At 45.5% G+C, this 23,079-nt stretch carries 15 protein-coding genes and 1 pseudogene; 12 read left to right on the top strand and 4 right to left on the bottom strand.

What is annotated here, in order from left to right; translation table 11 throughout:
- Positions 1-610 precede the first annotated feature (610 nt).
- Together AC5JM2_RS12555 and AC5JM2_RS12560 are read left to right on the top strand one after the other, a co-directional pair.
- On the top strand, positions 611-925 hold the full coding sequence (locus AC5JM2_RS12555) for a slr1957 family protein (protein WP_495835226.1): 315 nt from the start codon (positions 611-613) through the stop codon (positions 923-925).
- Between the two features lie 588 nt (positions 926-1,513).
- A complete protein-coding gene (locus tag AC5JM2_RS12560; RefSeq protein ID WP_495835206.1) occupies positions 1,514-4,270 on the top strand; it encodes a right-handed parallel beta-helix repeat-containing protein in 2,757 nt (918 codons plus the stop codon).
- A gap of 191 nt (positions 4,271-4,461) precedes the next feature.
- Here AC5JM2_RS12560 and AC5JM2_RS12565 read toward each other — a convergent pair whose 3' ends face one another.
- Positions 4,462-10,278 carry a HAMP domain-containing protein gene (locus AC5JM2_RS12565; protein ID WP_495835207.1) on the bottom strand — a complete coding sequence of 1,939 codons (5,817 nt, stop codon included), beginning with the start codon at positions 10,276-10,278 and terminating at the stop codon, positions 4,462-4,464.
- A 569-nt stretch (positions 10,279-10,847) separates the two neighbouring features.
- Between AC5JM2_RS12565 and ilvD the strand changes: the two genes are divergently transcribed.
- Positions 10,848-12,692, top strand: a complete 1,845-nt coding sequence (gene ilvD / locus AC5JM2_RS12570) for a dihydroxy-acid dehydratase (protein ID WP_495835208.1) — start codon at positions 10,848-10,850, stop codon at positions 12,690-12,692.
- A 29-nt stretch (positions 12,693-12,721) separates the two neighbouring features.
- Here the strand turns inward: ilvD and AC5JM2_RS12575 are convergent, their stop codons facing one another.
- Positions 12,722-14,005 (bottom strand): RNA polymerase sigma factor, encoded by a 1,284-nt coding sequence (locus tag AC5JM2_RS12575; RefSeq protein WP_495835209.1) that lies wholly within the window; start codon positions 14,003-14,005, stop codon positions 12,722-12,724.
- Positions 14,006-14,193: 188 nt separating this feature from the next.
- Between AC5JM2_RS12575 and AC5JM2_RS12580 the strand changes: the two genes are divergently transcribed.
- The 9 genes and pseudogenes from AC5JM2_RS12580 (at position 14,194) to AC5JM2_RS12620 (ending at position 22,213) form a co-directional block, all read left to right on the top strand.
- On the top strand, positions 14,194-14,550 hold the full coding sequence (locus AC5JM2_RS12580) for a YciI family protein (protein ID WP_495835210.1): 357 nt from the start codon (positions 14,194-14,196) through the stop codon (positions 14,548-14,550).
- Positions 14,551-14,605: 55 nt separating this feature from the next.
- A complete protein-coding gene (locus AC5JM2_RS12585; protein WP_495835211.1) occupies positions 14,606-15,049 on the top strand; it encodes a YybH family protein in 444 nt (147 codons plus the stop codon).
- A gap of 33 nt (positions 15,050-15,082) precedes the next feature.
- Entirely contained in the window at positions 15,083-15,493 is a 411-nt protein-coding gene (locus AC5JM2_RS12590) for a VOC family protein (protein ID WP_495835212.1), read from the top strand.
- A gap of 292 nt (positions 15,494-15,785) precedes the next feature.
- Positions 15,786-16,379 carry a dihydrofolate reductase family protein gene (locus AC5JM2_RS12595; RefSeq protein ID WP_495835213.1) on the top strand — a complete coding sequence of 198 codons (594 nt, stop codon included), beginning with the start codon at positions 15,786-15,788 and terminating at the stop codon, positions 16,377-16,379.
- A 671-nt stretch (positions 16,380-17,050) separates the two neighbouring features.
- On the top strand, positions 17,051-19,081 hold the full coding sequence (locus tag AC5JM2_RS12600; RefSeq protein WP_495835214.1) for a S9 family peptidase: 2,031 nt from the start codon (positions 17,051-17,053) through the stop codon (positions 19,079-19,081).
- 24 nt (positions 19,082-19,105) lie between these two features.
- Positions 19,106-19,309, top strand: a pseudogene (locus AC5JM2_RS12605) (IS630 family transposase); the annotation flags it as partial.
- 367 nt (positions 19,310-19,676) lie between these two features.
- Positions 19,677-21,011, top strand: a complete 1,335-nt coding sequence (locus AC5JM2_RS12610) for a protein kinase domain-containing protein (protein ID WP_495835215.1) — start codon at positions 19,677-19,679, stop codon at positions 21,009-21,011.
- Positions 21,012-21,070: 59 nt separating this feature from the next.
- Positions 21,071-21,490, top strand: a complete 420-nt coding sequence (locus AC5JM2_RS12615) for a hypothetical protein (RefSeq protein WP_495835216.1) — start codon at positions 21,071-21,073, stop codon at positions 21,488-21,490.
- 261 nt (positions 21,491-21,751) lie between these two features.
- Positions 21,752-22,213 (top strand): hypothetical protein, encoded by a 462-nt coding sequence (locus AC5JM2_RS12620; RefSeq protein ID WP_495835217.1) that lies wholly within the window; start codon positions 21,752-21,754, stop codon positions 22,211-22,213.
- A gap of 31 nt (positions 22,214-22,244) precedes the next feature.
- Here AC5JM2_RS12620 and AC5JM2_RS12625 read toward each other — a convergent pair whose 3' ends face one another.
- Together AC5JM2_RS12625 and AC5JM2_RS12630 are read right to left on the bottom strand one after the other, a co-directional pair.
- On the bottom strand, positions 22,245-22,637 hold the full coding sequence (locus tag AC5JM2_RS12625) for a type II toxin-antitoxin system VapC family toxin (protein WP_495835218.1): 393 nt from the start codon (positions 22,635-22,637) through the stop codon (positions 22,245-22,247).
- On the bottom strand, positions 22,637-22,861 hold the full coding sequence (locus tag AC5JM2_RS12630) for a FitA-like ribbon-helix-helix domain-containing protein (RefSeq protein WP_495835219.1): 225 nt from the start codon (positions 22,859-22,861) through the stop codon (positions 22,637-22,639). The genes AC5JM2_RS12625 and AC5JM2_RS12630 overlap by 1 nt, the downstream gene beginning before the upstream one ends.
- Positions 22,862-23,079: the final 218 nt, after the last annotated feature.

A 23,079-nucleotide genomic window follows, 5' to 3' on the forward strand; every position in this document is an offset into this window, starting at 1 on the left:
CTCCTCTGCTCCTCTGCTGCCTATTTGTATCAACCTTAAAGTGAAACGGTATTACTTGCGGAGGCTGCATTTCTAGCGCTTTGCGTCTCGAAATAGATCCAGGACTTACGCAAAAATAACGCTATTGTATGATTGCGATCGTCCCTTGCGCGTGCCGTTAGGCATAGGGAAGCAATCGCAAAGCCTTATTTTTCGTCGCGAGTGCGTAAGTCCTAACATCTTTTTTTTTCCATTTAGTTCTAACTAAAACATATTGATTTTTAGGGTATTTATGCGTTGAAGCTGTGTAACACAACTTTACATATAGATTGAGTAAATATCTGTTTTTAGAGCCAACAAATCACGATTATGTTGAGAATTGTTAAAAATCAAAGTTTCAAGTAAAGTTTATTTTCATTTCATCCAAGAAGAAACTAAATACTGTTAGCCTGTGAATGAAGAATAGCATCAAATTTAGTTCTAATTACAGGTATTTTTAGATTCTTAGCCAAGCCAAATAGTTCTTGAATAATCTTTAGTTTTATACCCATTAGTAAACTTCTCGCCAAAAACCCTAGAAAATTAGATTCAGTTTCTAAACCTTATGCTGATTCCACTTCCCAGCCCAAACATGAAACATTATTGTAATGAATGGATTGAAGAATGGTGCCAAGAAAATGGCTGGACAGATTTATTTGAAGAGCGGTGTAATAACTATTGGGCATTTCCTCCAGGTGCAGTTATGCCTGAGCCAATTCCTACCCATACGTTGAGATTGATAAAAACTCAAAAGGGACTGACATCTCAGGAAAAACTTTGGTCGGTGTCAGCAGTATTTGGGACAGTTGTAGCCGTCGTTTCTACTTACTTATTAAAATGTCCAATACCTCTGGTTTTAGCTTTTGCTTTTGATGCAATGACGGCAGCGCAACTTGAGGTAGAGTGATCTCAAGAATAAGTCATTTTCAGTAGTACTGAGTGTTGTAGACGCCACATAACAATCGGCACACAGTATTTGCATGGGGGCTATTTTTATGATGTGCTGGGGTTAATAGCTAAGATTTAGATAAGTAAAAGCGTTCTCCTTAAAGGGGGGCGTTTTTTGCATTTCTTGTTTTAGAGAGATTCAAAAAAATAAATCTCTAGCCTCAGTCCACAGGAGAAGGGCTTTGCCGAGTATGGTTGATCGTGGACGTAGCTGGTGATTCGTTTTAAAGCAGCTGGAGATTGATTTACGCACTATGTGTCTTATCTGCTTTTGTCAGCTTCGTTTAGATCTCCAACTTATAAAAAGAAAGACATCCTGAAAATACCTTACCTTAAAGTGTTAACCAGTGGAATGTCGTCAATAAGAATGTTACATAAAATACTGTAGTGATTGAGAAGATGTAGTGTAAACCACATTTATTTTGATATAAAGGCATAACTAAATTACTAAAAAATCATTGTTGATAAATAATTATCCTATGCGACAATTCAATCTACAGAATGTGGAAAATACTCTACATATAAGAAAAAAAAGGAACTTAAATCTATGGATCTCTTATCTGAATCTGCCTTAGACAATCTTCAAGCTTCCCAATCTACATTCAACCCATCCGCCACATCTAACTTCAACTTTGGTACTCCACAAGACATTATCGGTGGCGCAAACTTCGAAGGAAGCGGTAGTTCCATCTTTACAGTCAACAGCATTGCCGATGTGGTGGATGATAGTGATGGGGTGATGACGTTGCGTGAAGCGATCAACTTTGCAAACGCGATCGGTGGAAAAGACTCAATTGTGTTTGACTCTTCGCTATTTGGCTCTGCACAGACAATTACCCTCAGTCTGGGACAACTGAGTATTACCGACAGCTTGAGCATCAATGCCCCAGTTGATCCGTTCACAGGTGCAGACTTATTGAGTGTGAGTGCCAACAATGCTTCACGGGTGTTTGAGATTGGAACCGGAGCAACAGTCAACTTCTCTGGGTTGATTATTGCCAATGGCAGTGTGACGGGTGACAACGGTGGTGGTATTAAGAACAGTGGCACTCTCACCTTAGACAATAGTATTGTTCGCAATAACACCGTGGTTGATAACCTGTCTGCCATTGGCTCTGGCGGCGGCATTTACAACACGGGTATCCTGACGGTGAACAACAGTACTATAAGCGACAACCAGGTATTCTCCATAGCTAACGGCGGTTTAGGCGAGGTCGTCGGTGGCGGTATTTCAAACACGGGCACTGTTGAGGTAAACAACAGTACTATAAGCGACAACTTGGCACGCTTTGCGGGAAGCGGCATTTATAACTTCACCGGCGGCACTGTTGGGATGACTAACAGCACCATCGTCGGAAATAAAGGTACTAGTATCTCGAATGGCGGCACTATGAATGTGAGCAACAGCACCATCAGCAACAACAGCACTGCTGATGGTGGCACCACCGGCGGCATCTCAAACGGCGGCACTATGAATGTGAGCAACAGCACCATCAGCAAAAATTTAGGCTTGACAGGCGGCATATCGAACACCGGTACTCTAGAGGTGAGCAACAGCACCATCAGCGACAACCCAGGATATTTTGTTGGCGGCATTGAGAACTTCGGTACGGTGACGGTGAGCAATAGTAGCCTGACTGGTAACTCAGCACAGAACGGCGGCGGCATTGCTAATTTCGGCGGTACGCTAACGGTAACCAACAGCAACCTGAGTGGCAACTCAGCCACCAATGGCGGCGGCATCTATAACGACGGCACTCTGAGGCTGAACAACAGCACCATCACCAATAACAAGGTAAACAGCTTTAACAAGACCAGTGGCGGCGGCATCTATAACGGCGGCGGTACTCTTGAGGTCAGCTACAGTACCATAAGTGGCAACTTGGCAAGCAGCAGTGCTCCCGATCCCAGTGGCGGTGGCATATATAACGAAAGCGGTACTGTGACGGTTAACTACAGCACTTTGAATGGCAACTCTGTACAGGGCTTCAGGGACAGCGGTGCTGGTGGCGGCATCTATAACAGCAGCGGCACTATGAATGTGAGCAACAGTACCATCAGTGTTAACAAAGCAAGCGATGGTGGCGGTATCTTTAACGGCGGCACTATGAATGTGAGCAACAGCACCATCAGCGGTAACTCAGCAATTCAGAACACTTACTTCCCTCATGGCGGCGGTATCTCTAACAGCGGCACTCTTGAGGTCAGCTACAGCAGCATCAGCGATAACTTGGTAAGCGGAGGCGGGTTATTCTCCCCCAGTGGCGGTGGCATCTATAACACTGGCACTGTTAAGGTGAGCTACAGCAATCTCAGTGGCAATTCGGTAAGCGGCAGCGGCATCTTCGGCCCGAGTGGTGGTGGTGGTGGGATTTCTAACATTGGCGGCACTCTTGAGGTGAGCAACAGCACCATTTCCGGGAACTCGACAAGCCAAGACGGCGGCGGTATCTTTAACGACGGTAGAGCCAAAAAATCTACTGTAACAGTTACCAACAGCGCCATAGACAACAACTCGGCAACCAACAATGGCGGCGGTATCGCCAACTTCAGCGGCACCATTGAGGTCAGCAGCAGCAGTATCAGTGGTAACTCGGGAGGAAACGGTGGCGGCATCTTTGATAGTAGTGGCACAGTTGGTGTGAGCAACAGCAGCATCAGCAACAATTCGGCAAGAGATGGCGGTGGTATCTCCAGCAATCCCAACAGCAGTGTTGAAGTGAGTAACAGCATTCTCAGTGGCAACAAAGTAGGCAATATAGGCGGTGGTATCTTTAACAGTGGTACTGTGAATGTAAGCAACACTACCGTTACGGCAAACGAAGCATTAGTCAGCGGTGGTGGCATCTGGAACGGCAACACTCTGACGGTGAGTAACAGCAGCTTGAGTAATAACAGAGCACGCTTTGAGGGTGGCGGTATCACTAACTTTAGTGGTAGCACTCTAACAGTGAGCAATACCACCCTTAGTGGTAACACGTCAGAAAATAACGGTGGTGGTATATATAACAATACTTATCTGACACTACTGTTCAGTACCCTCACCCTCAACCAAGCCGCAAATGGTGGTGGGGTGTTCAATAATACTTCTGGTACAGCTAGAGTGCGAAACACGATTATTGCCGCCAACCTCGCCAGTTCAGGTGGTGTCAACCCGGATGTAGCAGGTAACTTCATTAGCGATGGCTATAACTTGATTGGCGATATCACGGGCAGCGGTGGATTTGGGGCCACAGGAGACATAGTTTCTGGTGTAAGCGGTGACAAAGCCGATATTCAGGCGTTGGAATTTTCCTTTGCCTGATAAATATAGCGCTTCACGGGGATCTCGAAGCCCCCGCAAGCCTGAAGCGCTTACAGCGGTGTCTCATATCAAATCCGTTTGTATCGGAATTATTTCTCCTTCCTCTCCCTCTGCGTCCTCTGCGCCTCTGCGGTTTTTTAATCATTCAGATGCTACCGGATTTGATATCACCTGTAGCTGTGGGATGTCAATTATCGATATAACCAAACACGCAACAGCGAAAGCAACTGTTCAATGTCTACAGGTTTGCTAACATAATCTGATGCGCCTGCTTCAATACACTTTTCTCTGTCACCTTGCATTGCCTTTGCTGTGAGTGCGATGATTGGCAGGGATTTAAACTGATTGTTCTGCCGAATTAGGCGCGTTGTTTCGTAACCATCTATTTGTGGCATCATAATATCCATCAAAACAACATCAATGTCTGGTGTGTTTTGCAAAACTTCAATGCCATCTCTACCATTTTCGGCATATAAGACCTGCATTTGATAACGCTCTAGCATACTCGTGAGGGCAAAGATATTACGCATATCGTCATCTACGATAAGAACTTTTTTACCCGCAAGTACAGGATCATTGGAATGCAACTGTTCTAACATTTGTCGCTTGGGCGCAGGCAAATTTGCTTGAACTCGATGCAGGAATAATGCTGTTTCATCAAGGAGACGTTCAGGCGATCGCACATCTTTTATAATAATCGTCTCTGTCAAGCGCCTCAGTTGAGTGTCTTCTGCCCGACTCAATTCTCTTGCTGTATAAACAATAATTGGTAGTGCTTGACCATTGGGATGCTGTTTGATTCTTGTGATCAGTTCAAACCCGCTCATGTCAGGCAGACCCAAATCGAGAACGACACAATCATAATACTGGTTTTCTATCGCTTCTAGCGCCTGGCCAGCAGTTTTCACACCAGTGATTGCAACATCTGTGTCACCAATCAATTCCATAATACTATGGCGTTGATTATCGTCGTCTTCCACAATCAGCAGATTCTTGACTGGGCGTTCAACAAAACCTTTAATATTGCTCAGTGCTTGAGACAACACCTCAGTGCTGACTGGCTTTTGTATATAAGCAATGGCACCTAGTTGCAACCCGCGCTGTCGCCCTTCCTCAACAGTCATGATATGTACTGGAATATGACGGGTGCTTGGATCATGCTTGAGGCGATCCAGTACCGTCCAACCATCCATTCCTGGTAGACGGATATCCAAAATGATCGCTGAAGGTTGAAATTGTTGTGCCAGTGCTAAACCCCCGCTACCATTATGGCCAACAATAACTTTAAATTCTTGTTGGCGTGCCATGTCTAAAAGGATACGGGCAAAATTGATGTCATCTTCAATTATAAGAAGTATGCGTTCACCTTCTTCAATATTGCCTCTGTCGTCGGTGAGGGGAGTCAGGGAGTGAGGGAATGACGGAGTGAGTGAAGGAGTGTTAGCGAAGCGAGCCGTAGGCTGGGAGGGAGGGAGTGAAGAAGGAAGCAAAGGAAGTGAGGGAGAGACTTCTAATTTTGAATTGATTTGTTCTCCTTCCTGGGGTAAGTACAGTGTAAAAGTACTACCTTCCCCAACACGACTGTGAAGTTTAATTTCTCCACCAAGAAGACGGGTGATTTCGCGACTCACCGATAAGCCTAACCCCGTACCGCCATATCTGCGACTAGTGGTGCCATCAGCTTGTTGAAACGCCTCGAAAATTATTTTTTGGTTATCTACAGCAATGCCAATGCCCGTATCGCTGACTGCAAATGCTATCACAGTTTGAGCGCGATTCAAACTTTCCTGGTCATGACTCCACCCTTGTGTTGTCACAAACACCTGCAAGCCGACTTCTCCATGATCTGTAAATTTAAAAGCATTGGCGAGGAGATTTTTCAAGACTTGTTGTAAACGCTTTGTATCGCTGTAGATACTTCTTGGCAGTTCGGGGGCGAATTGTATGGTGAAATTCAGCGCTTTATCAATCGCGATTTGTCGAAAAGTTCGCTCAATGTTCTCTTGCAATTCTGCAAGCAGCATTTGCTCAATGTCAATTGACATTGTTCCAGATTCAATTTTTGCCAAATCCAAAATGTCATTGATCAGCGTCAAAAGGTCGTTTCCTGACGAGTAGATCGTACGACTATACTCGACTTGTTTAGCTGTGAGATTTTTGTCCACGTTATCTGCGAGCAATTTCGCCAAAATCAACAAGCTATTTAGCGGTGTCCGTAGTTCATGGGACATGTTCGCCAGAAACTCAGACTTATATTTTGACGAGAGTGCTAGTTGTTCTGCTTTCTCTTCTAATTCTCGGCTTGTCTGTTCAATTTCATTATTTTTGCGCTCAACTTCCTTGTTTTGCAAAGCTAATAATTCCGATCTTTCTTCTAGTTCAGCGTTCGTCTCTTGTAATTCTTCTTGCTGTTTTTTCAGTAAATCCTCGGAGGCTTGGAGCGATTTTGCTTGTTCTTCTAGGCGCTTGTTTGTTTCCCTGAGTTCGCTTTGCTGACTTTGTAACTCCTGTGCTAAAGACTGGGACTGTTTGAGTAACTCTTCAGTACGCATACTGGCAGCGATGGTGTTCAATACAATCGCTATGCTTTCAGTAAGTTGGTCAAAGAATGACAGATGAATTTCACTAAAGCGTCGGAATGAGGCGAGTTCAATCACTGCGGTGACTTGTCCTTCAAACAGGACAGGTAACACAACAACATTCAGCGGAGTCGCTTCACCTAAGCCAGAACTAATCTTGATATAGTCGTGCGGTACCTCTGTCAGCAGAATGCGTTCTTTTTCCAAAGCGCATTGTCCGACCAAACCTTCACCCAACTGGAAGCGGTTTGCAAGATGCTTGCGTTCACGGTAAGCGTAGCTGCTGAGTAATTTTAAGTACTTAATGTCTACTGTAATATCCATGATAAAAAAGACACCCTGCGAAGCCCCAACCAGCGGTGCTAACTCCGAGAGAATCAGTTTAGACACCGTTTCAAGGTCACGCTGACCTTGAAGCATGCGAGTAAACTTCGCTAAGTTAGTTTTCAACCAGTCTTGTTCAGTGTTTTTCTGGGTTGTCTCCCGCAGGTTAGCAATCATTTGGTTGATGTAGTCTTTCAGCATGGCGACTTCACCTTGCGCCTCCACAGAAATTGAGCGCGTTAAGTCGCCTTTGGTGACAGCAGTTGCGACTTCGGCGATCGCCCGTAATTGAGTGGTGAGGGTAGCAGCCAGTTCATTCACGTTGTCGGTCAAATCTTTCCAAGTTCCCGCAGCCCCCGGCACTTTGGCTTGTCCACCCAACTTACCTTCAATCCCCACCTCACGTGCGACTGTTGTGACTTGGTTGGCAAACGTCGCTAGAGTACCAATCATCTCATTAATCGTTTCTGCCAAAGTTTCAATTTCTCCCTTGGCATCTAGTGTGAGTTTCTGTTTCAAGTTACCATTAGCAACCGCCGTCACAACTTTGGCTATACCCCGCACTTGTGCGGTCAAGTTACCCGCCATCGAGTTGACATTATCGGTCAAATCTTTCCAGGTACCTGCCACCCCAACAACGTGCGCTTGACCGCCCAATTTCCCTTCAGTGCCGACTTCCCTCGCAACTCGCGTCACCTCTGAGGCGAAAGACGAAAGCTGATCCACCATCGTGTTGATAGTATTTTTCAACTCCAAAATTTCTCCTCTAACATCAACAGTGATTTTTTTCGAGAGGTCACCATTTGCCACCGCCTTCGTGACTTCGGCAATATTCCGCACTTGTGCCGTCAAGTTACCTGCCATCAAGTTGAAGTTGTCGGTCAAATCTTTCCAAGTGCCTCCTACACCTCTGACATTAGCTTGTACACCCAGCTTACCTTCGGTTCCCACTTCCCGCGCAACCCGCGTCACTTCCGATGCAAAGGAGTTGAGTTGATCCACCATCGTATTGATGGTGTTTTTTAATTCCAGAATTTCACCTTTAACGTCAACAGTAATTTTCTTGGAGAGGTCACCAGTTGCTACTGCTGTAGTGACTTCGGCAATGTTCCGCACCTGTGCAGTTAAAGAACCTGCCATCGAATTCACACTATCAGTCAAATCCTTCCAAGTGCCAGCAACGCCTCGTACTTCAGCTTGCACGCCCAGCTTACCTTCGGTTCCCACCTCTCGCGCAACCCGCGTCACTTCCGACGCAAAGGAATTGAGTTGATCCACCATCGTGTTCACGGTGTTTTTTAACTCCAGAATTTCACCTTTGACCTGCACAGTGATTTTCTTGGAGAGGTCACCAGTTGCTACCGCCGTGGTGACTTCAGCGATGTTTCGCACCTGCCCTGTCAAGGAACTCGCCATGAAGTTGACACTGTCGGTTAAATCTTTCCAAGTGCCTGCAACACCTCTGACATCTGCTTGCACGCCCAGCTTACCTTCACTGCCCACTTCTGTTGCAACCCGCGTCACTTCCGATGCAAAGGAGTTGAGTTGATCCACCATAATATTAATAGTGTTTTTCAACTCCAAAATTTCGCCTTTCACCACCACAGTGATTTTTTTAGAAAGGTCACCGTTAGCGATCGCCGTCGTCACTTCCGCAATATTCCGTACCTGCGCTGTCAAGGAACCCGCCATAAAATTCACGCTGTCGGTCAAGTCCTTCCATGTACCAGCACCACCTTTGACATCCGCTAGTACACCCAGCTTACCTTCAGTTCCCACTTCCCTGGCAACTCGTGTCACCTCGCTGGCAAAGGAACTGAGTTGATCCACCATTGTGTTGATCGTATTTTTCAGTTCTAAAATTTCGCCTTTGACATCAACAGTGATTTTCTTCGAGAGATCACCAGTTGCAACCGCCGTAGTCACTTCAGCAATATTCCGTACCTGCGCTGTCAAGGAACCTGCCATGAAGTTGACGCTGTCGGTCAAATCTTTCCAAGTTCCAGCCACACCTGGAACTTCTGCTTGTACGCCCAGTTTTCCTTCTGCACCAACTTCCCTTGCAACCCGCGTCACTTCTCCGGCAAAGGAACTGAGTTGATCCACCATAATATTGATGGTGTTCTTGAGTTCTAGAATTTCACCTCTAACATCAACAGTAATTTTCTTCGAGAGATCACCGTTGGCGATCGCCGTCGTCACTTCCGCAATGTTTCGTACCTGCGCGGTTAAAGAACCCGCCATCAAATTCACGTTGTCGGTTAAGTCTTTCCAAATCCCAGCAACGCCGCGTACTTCTGCTTGCACACCGAGTTTACCTTCGGTTCCCACTTCCCTCGCAACCCGCGTCACTTCCGACGCAAAGGAATTGAGTTGATCCACCATCGTGTTGATAGTATTTTTCAACTCCAAAATTTCACCTTTGACATCAACGGTAATTTTTTTGGAGAGGTTGCCGTTTGCTACCGCTGTCGTGACTTCGGCGATATTACGAACTTGTGCGGTTAAGTTTCCCGCCATTAAATTCACACTGTCCGTCAAGTCCTTCCAAGTTCCAGCTACACCAGGAACTTCTGCTTTCACTCCCAGCTTACCTTCAGTTCCAACTTCTCTAGCAACTCGTGTGACCTCGTTCGCAAACGAATTCAACTGATCCACCATTGTATTAACCATTTGGGCAGTTTGGAGAAATTCTCCCTTGAGGGGTCTACCTTCAATTTCTGGTGCAATCGCTTGAGATAAGTCACCATTCGCCACCGCCCGGATCACACGCGCCGTTTCCTCTGTCGGCTGAACCAAATCTGTCACCAGGGTGTTGACAGAATCAACACACACTGACCAAGAACCACGAACATTTCCTAAAGAGGCGCGTTCACTAATTTTGCCCTCTTTACCAACAACATGACTAATCCTTTGTAGTTCTGTTGTTAGCCGCTCATTTTGTTCAATAATATCGTTGAGCGTATCGGCAATTTTTCCTGCCATACCAGTTTGGTCTATTGGCATACGGGCAGAAAAATCACCTTTTTTAACAGCTACCAGCGTTTTCAGGAGCTGTTTTAAATCTAAATTATCGCTTTCTCTGGTTAACTGTTCGGTGGACATGGTGGCGGGGCAAGAATATCTATATTAATTATCTTTGCTATTGCTCGCTATCAGTTTCAATTGCCTTCTTTACACAAAAGGCATACCAAATTATGACGCAAAAAAAACCCTGGTCTTCAATTACAAGTTGTGCAAAAAGAGAATTTGTATAAAATATAACGAATCTAAAACAGTTTCACAAAGATATGTTCTATAAATCTATCTGAGGTATGAAAAGCTTTTTGAGGCAACAAAATCCTTCTGCTGTAGCACTATGAATGGCACGAATTACGCAAGTAATTGCAAACTTTGCAAACTGCTTAAACTACAACAGGACTTACGCAACCAGACCCTGAGTTATGGGAGGGTATAAGGGTTTGAACACCTACACCCCTATACCCCTATACCCCTTGCCCAAACCCTTGATTTTTCGTTTCCATGCGTAAGTCCTATACAAGTGTTTCGGCTTTTTTTAGTGCCCTTCGACACAGAGTGTTTGTCACTGAGCAGTTTTTGCGACACAACCTACTACTTTGGGGAACACAATAAAGTCTAGACTATTAAAAACCCCTAGACGAATAGGATGCGCCATGCCGACCTATCGATCCAAAACCTCCACCCAGGGACGCAATATGGCCGGTGCCCGCGCGCTCTGGCGCGCCACCGGAATGCACACAGCAGATTTCGAGAAGCCAATCATTGCCGTCGCCAACTCTTTTACCCAATTCGTACCCGGCCACGTTCACCTGAAGGATCTGGGCCAATTGGTGTGCCGTGAAATTGAAGCTGCTGGTGGTGTAGCTAAGGAATTCAACACCATCGCAGTGGATGATGGCATCGCTATGGGCCATGACGGGATGCTTTACAGTCTGCCCTCACGCGAGATCATCGCCGATTCGGTCGAGTACATGGTCAACGCCCATTGTGCCGATGCCCTGGTCTGCATTTCCAACTGTGACAAGATCACCCCCGGTATGTTGATGGCAGCCCTACGTCTCAACATTCCCGCAGTATTCGTCTCCGGCGGTCCCATGGAAGCCGGTAAGACAAAGCTGTCGGAGCATAAACTGGACTTGGTGGACGCCATGGTGGTTGCTGCGGACGACAGTATCAGCGACGAGGTTGCCGAGGAATATGAGCGTTCCGCGTGCCCAACCTGTGGCTCCTGCTCTGGCATGTTCACCGCCAACTCGATGAATTGTCTCACCGAGGCGATCGGTCTCTCCTTACCAGGCAATGGCACCGTCCTGGCAACCCATTTCGACCGTAAGGATCTGTTCCTCAACGCCGCACGAACCATTGTCAGCATTACCCGCCGCTACTACGAGCAGGACGACGAATCGGTACTGCCACGCTCTATCGCCAGTTTCAAAGCGTTTGAGAATGCCATGATGCTGGACATCGCCATGGGCGGATCGACCAACACCATTCTGCACTTGCTGGCTGCAGCTCATGAAGCTGATGTCAACTTTACCTTGACTGACATCGATCGCCTCTCGCGCCAGGTTCCACAATTCTGCAAGGTAGCACCTAACACACCCAAGTATCATATCGAGGACGTCCACCGTGCCGGCGGCATCCCCAGCATTCTCGGCGAGCTGGACCGTGCAGGACTGCTCCACACGGACTTGCCGACGGTTCACAGCAAGACGCTCAAAGAAGCACTCGATCACTGGGATATCATGCGAACTGATGACGAAGCCGTCCACACCTTCTTCAAGGCTGGTCCTGCGGGTATTCCCACTCAGCAAGCCTTCAGTCAATCGACCCGTTGGCCCTCACTCGACCTGGACCGGGAAAACGGCTGTATCCGCAGCGTCGAAAACGCTTACAGTTCCGAGGGCGGACTGGCTGTGCTATACGGCAACCTGGCTGAGCGCGGTTGTATTGTTAAGACAGCAGGCGTAGACGAAAGCATTCATGTGTTTGAAGGTCGGGCACGTATTTTTGAAAGTCAGGATGCTGCTGTCAAAGGAATTCTCAATTCGGAAGTGGAAGCGGGCGATGTGGTGATCATTCGCTATGAAGGTCCACGCGGTGGACCTGGCATGCAGGAAATGCTTTATCCGACCAGTTACCTGAAATCCAAGGGTCTGGGCAAGGTTTGTGCATTATTAACCGACGGACGCTTCTCAGGCGGGACTTCGGGCCTCTCGATTGGTCATGCCTCTCCAGAGGCGGCGGCTGGCGGCAACATTGCTCTGGTTTGCGACGGCGATCAGATCTTGATCGACATCCCCAATCGCAGTATCAATGTGGATCTATCGACGGAGGAATTAGCCAACCGTCGTATTGCCATGGAAGCAAAGGGCAAAGATGCTTGGAAGCCCGCGCAGCCCCGGCAGCGTCGGGTGACAGCAGCGCTCAAGGCTTATGCAATGCTAGCTACTAGCGCGGATCAAGGCGCGGTACGAAACCTGGAAGTACTTGAGTAGTTTTATAGGCGATCGCTCGGTTATACAACCTAACTTGCCGGAGGATTGCTCTCGCTTGACCTAAAATTAGCAGGCTGAACTGAGCTTAGCCGACGCTCCAAGAAACGGCGTTCGCTGTCGTTGGTGACCAGCGCGAGCGCTCGTGCGTAGCTCTGTGCGGCTGACGCTGAGTCTCCAAGGCGGCGCTGCAGATCGGCACGTGCGGCGTGAAACAGGTGGTAGCCATCGAGTTCAGTGGTAAGTCCATCGATCAGTATAAGCGCCGCCTGATGTCCGTCTACCATTGCGATCGCTACCGCCCGATTTAGCGACACGATTGGCGAAGGTTGTAAACGTTCCAGCACATCATAGAGCCGAACGATCTGTGCCCAGTCGGTTTCTTCCGCTCGTACCACCTGACAATGTAATGCGGAGATCGCCGCTTGCAAGGCAAAAGGACTAGTTCCGCCGCGCAGTGCTTCTTCAACAAGCGGTAGCGCTTCAGCGATTTGCCGCCAGTTCCAGCGACGACGGTCTTGATCTTCGAGTAGAACAAGATCACCAGCCTCATCCAGGCGAGCATCGCGTCGTGAGTCGTGCAGTAACATAAGCGCCACCAGTGCAGTCACTTCTGCTGGCGGCTGTGGTGTCATCAATGCCCTTACAAGGCGACCGAGCCGGATGGCTTCTGCACAGAGGTCAACTCTGACCATTGTCTCACCTGTTGTTGCCGCATAGCCTTCGTTGAAAATGAGATAGATCACCGTCAGCACCGCCTCCAAGCGTATCGGTAGATCAGTTGTATCCGGCACTCTGTAAGGAATACCCGCGTCACGAATCTTACGCTTGGCACGTACAAGCCGCTGTGCCATTGTCGCCGTGGGCACGAGAAACGCCCGTGCAATCTCATCAGTTTCAAGTCCGCCTAGCATCCGCAGTGTCAAAGCGACTTGAGCCTCCATCGCTAGCGCCGGGTGGCAGCAAGTGAAGATCAGCCGTAGCCGATCATCTGGAATTTCGTCGGTGTCGTAGGTTGGCTCCTCGCTAGCTGGGATTAACCCGGATGCCGCATACCATTCCAGTTTTTCCGTCAGCCGCGTCCGGCGGCGGAGGCGATCAATGGCTTTGTATCGGGCTGTTTTGATAATCCACGCACGGGGCAGATCAGGAACTCCCGTGGACTGCCACTGATGAAAGGCGGCTGTAAATGCTTCCTGTGCCGTTTCTTCAGCTACATCGAAATCCCCAACCAGACGGATCAGGATGGCGATGATCCGACCCCACTCAGCGCGATAAACAGAGTCAATAACTTGGGTTACATCTGATGAGTGCATTTGGAACCATAGCTAACAATAAAAATTTTTGGCGAAGTGTCGATTTGGGAGATTGCCGTTCGACTTACTCACAAAAGAAACAATGGAAGTAAACCACGTATCTAATGATAAAAAATTTTCTGACGAGGTGTCGATTTGAGCAATTGCTGTTCGACTTACGAAAAAAGGGAAACCACGGAGACAACCCAATGAAATATGTGCTGCTGATTTACCTGGAAGAACATGCCCTGAGCGAAACCGAGAGAGAGCACTGTTATTTAGAATCCGCTGTGCTCGCACAGCAACTCAACTCGAATGGACAGTATCTAGCGACTGCCCCACTCCACTCTGTAGCAACTGCAACCAGTGTCCGGGTACGTAACGGCAAACCGCTGGTGACCGACGGACCGTTTGCAGAAACACGCGAACAATTGGGTGGGTTCTTCCTGATCAATGCCCAGGATCTTGACGAGGCGATCAATATTGCTGCCCAGATTCCAGGAGCACGGGTCGGCACTGTCGAAATCCGCCCTGTGATAGAAGTTGCAGGCATACCAGAGAATTAAGGTTTGCGCTCAATTTCAAACCAAACTGAACCTCAAACCAAATGGAGAAACTTCAATGACAACCGAAAGCACAATAATATCCAATGAAGTTCAGATTCGCCAATTGATCGCCGATCAACAACGTGCCATCTGTGCTAAGGATGTTGACCAAATCATGTCCCGCTATGCCACCGAGATCATCGTCTTCGATGTCAAACCTCCGTTCCAAACCCAAGGGAAAGTGGCTTGGCGTCAAGTCTGGGAAGAATGTTTGCCTTGCTTCCCAAACTCCTTTGAGATCGAAACACGAGACCTCAAGATTACTGTCAGTGAAGACTTAGCAATTGCACATTGGCTATTTCGCTTCACAGGAACAGAAGACCATCCAGCAATGCAGACGTGGATGCGTGTCACCGCTGTCTGCCACAAAAATCAAGGCAACTGGCAGATCCTACACGAGCACCTCTCGATTCCATTTGATCCACACACCTCTCAAGCCGCATTCACGCTTAACCCATAGCCCAAGCAACTGAGCCAATCCAAGGAGCACATCATGAAAATCAATTCTTATCTCATGTTCAACGGCAATTGTGAAGCAGCATTCAAGTTCTATGAGCAATGTCTCGGCGGTAAAATCGTTATGATGCTGCCCCACTCTGAAGCGCCTTCAGCTGAGAATGTGCCCGCTCAGTGCCATGATAAAATTATGCATGCCTGCCTTGATTTGGGCGATCGCCTCTTGATGGGGTCTGACTGCCCGCCTGGATATTTTGAAACACCCCAAGGATTCTACGTGCAGATCAGCGTTGACGACCCAGTCAAAGCGGAGCGAGTCTTTTATGCCTTGGCAGAAAACGGAAAAGTGAAGATGCCGTTTGAGCAAACCTTCTGGGCATTCCGGTTTGGCATGTTGGTTGACCAATTCGGCATTCCGTGGATGGTCAACTGTGAAAAGACTGCTTGATCCATCATTCTTGGGAGATGTCTGCAAGCATTTCTTTTGAACTCAACCGTCAGCGACTTTCGGCTTTGCCGAAAAATGAGTGAAAGTTGACGAAAGAATAAGAGTTTCAGCCATCGTTTTTGAAGCTGGCGATTGCCCAAGGGGCAGTGCCGTTGCAAGAGCGTGTCCGTTCTGCAGAGCGCTTTGCGCACGCGGCTTGGGCGAAGCCGTGCCGCAGGCTCAAGACTCAGGCGCTTTGATTTTTTTTTACGGATCTCCCTAAAGCTGAAATTACTAAAACTGAGACAATTTTATGACAAAGGAAAACACGACAATGAGAAAATTAAAACTTCAAGTTCAAATGACCGTTGACGGATATATTGCGGGGCTAAATGGCGAAATGGACTTTATGGTATGGAATTGGGATGACAAATCAAAACAATATGTTAAAGATATAACTGAACCTGTTGACTGCATTATCCTTGGACGAAAACTTGCCGAAGGGTTCATTCCTTACTGGGCTAGTGTGGCTGCAAATCCGGATGATCCAGAATTTACAGCTGGTAAGAAATTTACAGACACACACAAAGTTGTTTTTACCAACACGCTTGACAAGTCAGAATGGGACAATACCGTTTTAGCAAAAGGCAACCTTGCTGACGAAATCACTAACTTAAAAAAACAAGACGGTAAAGACATCATCGCTTATGGCGGTGCGACCTTTGTATCGGCTCTAATCAAACAAGGATTGATCGACGAGTTTCATTTATTTATACATCCAACTGCAATTGGTAACGGAATGACAATTTTCAAAGAACTTGACAGCAAACAAAATCTGACATTATTAAAATCTACATCATTTGACTGCGGGATTGTTGTTCTTAATTACGAGCCCAAACGCGACTGAATAAGCGAAAATTCTCGACTTTATCCAAATCAGAGAACGTAACTTTGCTATCTGGGAACAATTCCAGATTTTAGGGAAAAGGTTTTTCCACTGTCACTGATGTTGGCGATATAGAAAAAGTCAAATGCATTACTCCATAAAAGTTTCAGCGTAGGCGATAAGCCAGAGGCTTGACGCTAAAACCTTTATGGAATGTAGACTTTGACTTTTTCTATCTTGGCAAAATTAGTGATGTAGGAAAAAGTTTTTGCCACAAAGCTACAACTTTTGCCAGAGAATTAAGGTTTACACTGCTTAATTGGATAAAGTCGAGCTAAGAGGGTGTTTGAAAAGTTTTGAGCAGTCGAAGTTGCTTTTGTCCTGAACTGTTAAGTAGGTCAACAAAAAAAACGTAAGATAGATAGCCCTCTTCTGTCACTTTCCGGGTGAGCAATCTCTGGAAGGCTTATCAGGCAAACAATACAAGCTATCCTATTAGAAAAAAATGGGTGTGGTCTTTATTATTAGAAAAAAATTGTGCGATCCCTTACCAAATAAAAGCTCTAGAATTCAAAAATGGTAAATGTTTTCGGAGAGTCACAGAACAGGGATATTCTTTAGAAAGGGAATACTTCCTGATCTTTAAATGCGATCGCTTATCCACTAACTACTTTTGACCACACCCTCTAGTTATGAAAAAGCTAATAAAAATTGCTTTCATAAGTGCTGTTTTAATGATGACACTCGGTATAAATATTCCGGCTCAAGCTCAAGAAAAACGCCTGCTGACGCTTGAGGATCAGTTTGCCTTTCGCCAAATTAGCGATCCCCAACTTTCTCCCACTGGAGACTGGATTGCTTACACAGTAACTAATACGGATTTGAAAAATGATACACAAGATAAACATATTTACATGACTTCTTGGGATGCTTCCCGAACGTTACATTTAACTAACGGTAAAGATAGTGAATATAACCCTCGGTTCAGCCCAGATGGGAAGTATCTAGCTTTCATCTCCAGCCGTGAATCTGGAAAACAGCAAATTTGGTTGCTCAACCTAGCAGGTGGTGAAGCCGAAAAAATATCGGACTTTGCTGGTGATGTTAGCGATTTTGTCTGGTCTGGTGACAGTAAACGACTAGCCGTAATTGCCTCTCAACCAGCTCCAGAAACTCCCTTTAATGGCAAAACCCCACCACCGATTGTTATCGATCTGTTTCACTTCCTTGAAGATGGTGTCGGTTTTATCGACAAAAGTCGAGAACATCTTTATGTATTGGACTTAGCAACTCGCAAAACAGAGATTCTCACCCCAGGTTCATTTAATGAGTCTTTACCTGCTTGGTCAAGTGATAGTAAAAATATTGCTTTTGTGAGCAAACGCGGTGAAAATAGCGAGCGCAACAATAATTGGGATCTTTATGTCATCGCTGCCCAACCTGGAGCAAAAGCCCGCCAGCTAACCACTTTTTCTGGACCTGACTGCGATCCTGATTGGGGTAGCCGTCCAGCTTGGAGTCCAGATGGGAAGTCAATTGCCTATCTTCAAGGAGGTTCACCCAAACTCATTGAATACGCAGTTTACCATCTAGCGGTGATTCCTGCCCTTGGCGGCACTCCGCGTCTACTGACTAAAAGCCTTGATCGCAATGTTGTCAAACCGCGTTTTACAAAAAATGGGAAATCAATACTGTTTTTAATTGAAGACGATGGCAACGTTCACCTTGCAAAGATACCCGTAGCTGGTGGCAAATTTGAGCGCTTGTTAGCAGGAAGGCGAAATATTAGTAACTTTGATTTAGGAGGCGATGACAAAATCGCTTTACTTTCTTCAACGCCACAACAACCAAATGAAGTCTTCGCCTTCAAAGGTAAAGATTTGCGTTCATTGTCGCGCCAAAATGATCAGTTGCTAGTTCAGCTAAATTTAGCAACTACAAATGAAATCAGCTTTCATAGTAAAGATGGAACAGAAATTCACGGCTTTCTCGTCAAGCCACCTAACTTTCAGTCAGGGAAAAAATACCCGACACTGCTGATGCTGCACGGCGGATCTGTAGGGCAGTTCACAAATCAGTTTATGTTTAATTGGCAACTGTTTGCGGCCAAAGGTTATGTCGTTGTCGGTGTTAACCCACGTGGAAGTTCAGGAAGAGGTGAAGCTTTCTCTAAAGCGATTTATGCAGACTGGGGAAACAAAGACGCTCAAGATATTATTGCCGGTGCTGATTATGCGATCGCTACCGGAATTGCTTCGCCATCGCGCTTAGGAATTGGTGGGTGGAGTTATGGGGGAATGTTGACCAACTATACTATTGCTCAAGATACTCGCTTCAAAGCCGCAGTCAGTGGGGCTAGTGAATCAAATATTCTTGCGACCTACGGTACAGATGAGTATATTTATGATGAAGAACAAGAGTTAGGCGTACCGTGGAAGAACCTTAATACATGGCTGCGAATTTCTTTCCCATTTCTTCACGCTGACCGAATTGTGACACCGACAATATTTCTGGGAGGTGACAAGGATAGTTCTGTACCACTGCACAACTCTGAGCAGATGTATCAAGCCCTGAAAAGTCTCGGAATTGATACCCAGTTAGTAGTTTATCCCGGACAGTCCCACGGGATCAGCAAACCGAGTTATCAACGTGATGTCCTAGAACGTTATTTAGCTTGGTATGATAAATACTTGATCCGCTCGACCGCAACTAGTGGAAAATAGTCTTGAATCAGATCCCGTTTCGGCACTGTGGAACGGTTTGCCCCAAATGACCCCGCACAAAATCCGGTGGAAGATATTTGGTTGCACGCGAAAAACTTTGTCAGAGAGTTTTATCATCTATGTAAATCTTTTACTGCGGTTAAGAGATTATTTGAACTTGTAACTCACCATCAAATCTTTGATTTCCCCAAAATTTTTATGTACGATTCATTTTCACGAATGATTTAGGATTGCTATAGAGTGCAGCAATTAAGTAATTACAGATGCCTGCTCCATTAAGAATAATATTGATCTTTGAAGAAGACCGAACTCTTTTAGAACTCAGTTGTAGCGGTTTCAGCGATAAGCTGATGCCAAATCACTTTGCCCAAAAATACAGATCTGAAAGCGGGATACATTTCCTCCGTGCAGTCGTCTAAGATTTGGTATACATTTATAATAGGGCAAGTATCTGAGGTAAGAGTTTATTTCAGTCCCTGCCAGGGATTTACAGACCACAATTCTTGCCTTTATGCAGTAAAACCTGAGTGCAACTGTACAATGTCCTATTGGGCTGCGTTATATTCTATCCGAGTGAAAACTGGGATAATGGAGCATGACAACCAAGCTGCTAAACAATCGCTATCAAATTATCCAAGTACTAGGTGCGGGTGGATTTGGTGAAACTTTTTTGGCGGAAGATATACATATGCCTTCTCGCCGTCGCTGCGTGATTAAGCAACTCAAACCGATTCACAATAACCCCCAGATTTATCAACTAGTACAACAGAGATTTCAACGCGAAGCAGCGATATTAGAACAGCTAGGTGGAAGCAGTGACCAAATACCGGCTTTATACGCTTATTTTCAGTCAGATGAGCTATTCTACTTAGTTCAAGAGTATATTGAAGGCGATACACTGACAACTAAACTCAGACAGCAGGGAGTCTTTGGTGAAAATACTGTCCGGGAATTATTGCTAACTTTATTACCTGTACTGGAGTACATCCACTCAAAGGGCATTGTCCACCGTGATATCAAACCAGATAACATTATTTTGCGCTCATCAGATCAAAAACCAGTACTGATTGATTTTGGTGCTGTACGGGAAACAATGGGTACACTCATCAATTCTCAAGGGAGTCTTGCTAGCTCAATTATCATTGGAACTCTTGGATATATGCCTAGCGAGCAGGCAATCGGTAAACCAGTTTATGTTAGTGACTTGTATAGTTTAGGGATGACTATTATTTATCTGCTAACAGGGAGATACCCGCAAGAACTGGAAACAGATCCACACACTGGAGAAATTGTTTGGCGCTCTTATGCTTTGAATATTAGCTCAACGATCGCATCTGTTATTGATAAAGCAATTGCTTACCATCCACGGGATAGGTTTGCCAGTGCTAGAGAAATGTTGCAAGCTTTGCAAGGAACAGCAAATACAATTTTACCGACACAACCGCCTTCTACTCAAAGCGCTGTCCGTACACCATCTCCTGAGACTATTGTCTCGACACTATCTAGAGAGCGCAATTATAGTCACAATAATATTGTCATAGGAAGTGCGATTGCAACTGGGTTAATCGGTATATCTGTAATTATTGGTCTTGTGTTAACAAAATCTTCTCAACCGTCTCCACAACAGCCAGTGGTAAAACAAACTCCAAATGATTCTTATTGGCTTTCTCAAAGAACTGTAACAGATGCAGATTTAGAAGGTAAAAGCGGTTTTGAGCTTGATATTATGCGAAATTCCATTTTTGCACGTCACGGTCGTCGTTTTGACACTACTGGCTTACAACAGTATTTTGATAAACAGCCGTGGTATCGACCTCTGTATTCACCAAAAGATTTTCCAACTAGCTTGCTCTCAAGTACAGAGCAGTGGAATGTACAATATATTGCACAATATCAAGACCGTTACAACCGCAGATATTTTCAGAAATGAGAGCAAAAAGGCGGCGTTGCTAAAAAAAATATGAACATGCGATAAGCTGGAGGCTTAACATGTGCAAACATTGCCAACAGGTGATCGAACAGTTAGGAATTGACATTGAGCTTTTTTTCAGAAAGCTAGCAGATTTAGGTAGAGGACAACTTAGCGAGTGCGATAAAGAGATTATTTGTCAATCTTTACTAGGACACTCTCGAAAATACATTGCTCTTCAACTTTGTTTATCTGCTGAAAGCGTTAGAGATCGATTGTCTCGCTATATCTATTCTCAAATAGCAGAGTTAATGCAAGTTGAGCAAGAAGCGATCGCTGGTAACTGGGTCTTAATTCTAAATTTATTACTGAATCCAAAGAATAGTTATAAGTTAAATCCTGCTCCTCAATTAAACAGCGATAACTTTCAAGGGAGCTTTGGAAGGCAAATTTTTCTTGACCCTTCTAAGGGCGCGATCGCTCATATCAAGTTCGGCTAATTAGTTATAATTCCCGAATCTATGCATTAAGCTTAAAAACCCTTCCCCTCTGCCCCTCTGCACCTCTGCACCTCTGCGGTCTTAATGATAAGTCTTTAACCGAACACGATATCAGGCGCAGACTCAGGGGTCGGGACTTTTTCAACAAGGACTTTACTATCAATCATTACATTGCTTTCTGAAAGCTTGGAAAACAGAACAGTCAGAGTATAAAACGGGTAATCCAGAAGTTTTAATTTATATCAATAATTACTTGCTCGAATGAATGTTTTGCATTGGATGCATGAACACCATCAGGATAATTCAATCAATTCAAATCGAGATCAAATTATCGCCTGTATTCCCTGGCATTGGAACAGTCATAAAAATGGCTGTAATAGTACCAATATCATATCTCAGCAATTTTGTCGCGTTGGCGCTCAACTTTGGAGAGAAGAAAATTTAACATGGCGCAGTGCAACCGCGTTTGATGCAGTGTTTATTATTCTAAGAGTTTTAGAACGCACACGCAATCAAGCCCATCAACCGTTACTAAATAGCCACTCTCTTATTGAACAGATGGATCAATATTATAAAAGGCAGCAAAGCGCAGAGCAGGGAGTAACAGGAACTATCAAATTTGATGAAAATGGCAATCGCATTGAACCACCATCAGAAATTGTTACTGTGAAATGGAATCCTCAACAACAAAAATGGAAATGGTCGCATTTACGATCAATGTAGGAATAACTTGATGGTTTGCACATATTTATTCCTATTCCAGCAATTCAACGTGCTCACCAAACTTAGCCGCTAGTTTCCGATCATAAGTCAGCACCTGAGTATTAGATTGAATTGCTGCTGCCACGAATAACGTATCGTAGAACGAATGACTTGCCTCGACTGCCAATTTTAGAGCAATATCCCGAATTTGAGAACTAGAAATCATGATATCAACCAATGCCTCAGCATCTTGCAGCGCATCTAAACCTATTTGCAACGGTAGTTCCCGAAATTGTATCCATTGCCAAATGACATTACCCAGCTCGGCAAACAACGAATCAGGCACCACAATCCGATCTACACTTTCTAAAGCAGCGATCGCCTGCTCATACTTGTCCTCTACGTGTAAGAGCGCATAGGCAAAAACCATTGTATCAATCACCATCAAGGTCGTCCTTCTGATTTCCAAGACTGCACCCGACTTTCTTGTTCCATCGGTAACGCTTCCGCGCGTTGACGAATACGAGCAAGCACTTCATTACGTTGCCCATAGCGTTTTTGCAATAAATCGCGGACTTCTTGCTCCATCGAAATCCCCTTTTGTCCTGCCAAGCGTTTAATCCGAGCGACTAATTCATCAGATATATTGCGAATCGTAATTGTTGCCATACTGTCTCCTTAGAAGAGTGCTAGTTTACTAGCGGATCGTTACCTTTATGCTAGCAAAATGCTAGCATTTGAATCGCTTAAATTATTTCAGCATCCGATTAACCGAGAAAGGTATTGGCGATTCAGAGAAATCAACGCAACTATCTCAAATCTCCTACCACTTCTAAAAATCCGATCAAATTTTGACATGAATCCGTAAAAGCGACAGATGTAGGACT

The sequence above is a fragment of the Brasilonema angustatum genome (genome assembly GCF_059505445.1).

Bases quoted from the DNA above. Each gene is read 5' to 3' on its own strand.
- AC5JM2_RS12555 (WP_495835226.1), top strand. From the start codon at position 611: ATGAAACATTATTGTAATGAATGGATTGAAGAATGGTGCCAAGAAAAT.
- AC5JM2_RS12560 (WP_495835206.1), top strand. From the start codon at position 1,514: ATGGATCTCTTATCTGAATCTGCCTTAGACAATCTTCAAGCTTCCCAA.
- AC5JM2_RS12565 (WP_495835207.1), bottom strand. From the start codon at position 10,278: ATGTCCACCGAACAGTTAACCAGAGAAAGCGATAATTTAGATTTAAAA.
- ilvD (WP_495835208.1), top strand. From the start codon at position 10,848: ATGCCGACCTATCGATCCAAAACCTCCACCCAGGGACGCAATATGGCC.
- AC5JM2_RS12575 (WP_495835209.1), bottom strand. From the start codon at position 14,005: ATGCACTCATCAGATGTAACCCAAGTTATTGACTCTGTTTATCGCGCT.
- AC5JM2_RS12580 (WP_495835210.1), top strand. From the start codon at position 14,194: ATGAAATATGTGCTGCTGATTTACCTGGAAGAACATGCCCTGAGCGAA.
- AC5JM2_RS12585 (WP_495835211.1), top strand. From the start codon at position 14,606: ATGACAACCGAAAGCACAATAATATCCAATGAAGTTCAGATTCGCCAA.
- AC5JM2_RS12590 (WP_495835212.1), top strand. From the start codon at position 15,083: ATGAAAATCAATTCTTATCTCATGTTCAACGGCAATTGTGAAGCAGCA.
- AC5JM2_RS12595 (WP_495835213.1), top strand. From the start codon at position 15,786: ATGACAAAGGAAAACACGACAATGAGAAAATTAAAACTTCAAGTTCAA.
- AC5JM2_RS12600 (WP_495835214.1), top strand. From the start codon at position 17,051: ATGAAAAAGCTAATAAAAATTGCTTTCATAAGTGCTGTTTTAATGATG.
- AC5JM2_RS12610 (WP_495835215.1), top strand. From the start codon at position 19,677: ATGACAACCAAGCTGCTAAACAATCGCTATCAAATTATCCAAGTACTA.
- AC5JM2_RS12615 (WP_495835216.1), top strand. From the start codon at position 21,071: ATGTGCAAACATTGCCAACAGGTGATCGAACAGTTAGGAATTGACATT.
- AC5JM2_RS12620 (WP_495835217.1), top strand. From the start codon at position 21,752: ATGAATGTTTTGCATTGGATGCATGAACACCATCAGGATAATTCAATC.
- AC5JM2_RS12625 (WP_495835218.1), bottom strand. From the start codon at position 22,637: ATGGTGATTGATACAATGGTTTTTGCCTATGCGCTCTTACACGTAGAG.
- AC5JM2_RS12630 (WP_495835219.1), bottom strand. From the start codon at position 22,861: ATGGCAACAATTACGATTCGCAATATATCTGATGAATTAGTCGCTCGG.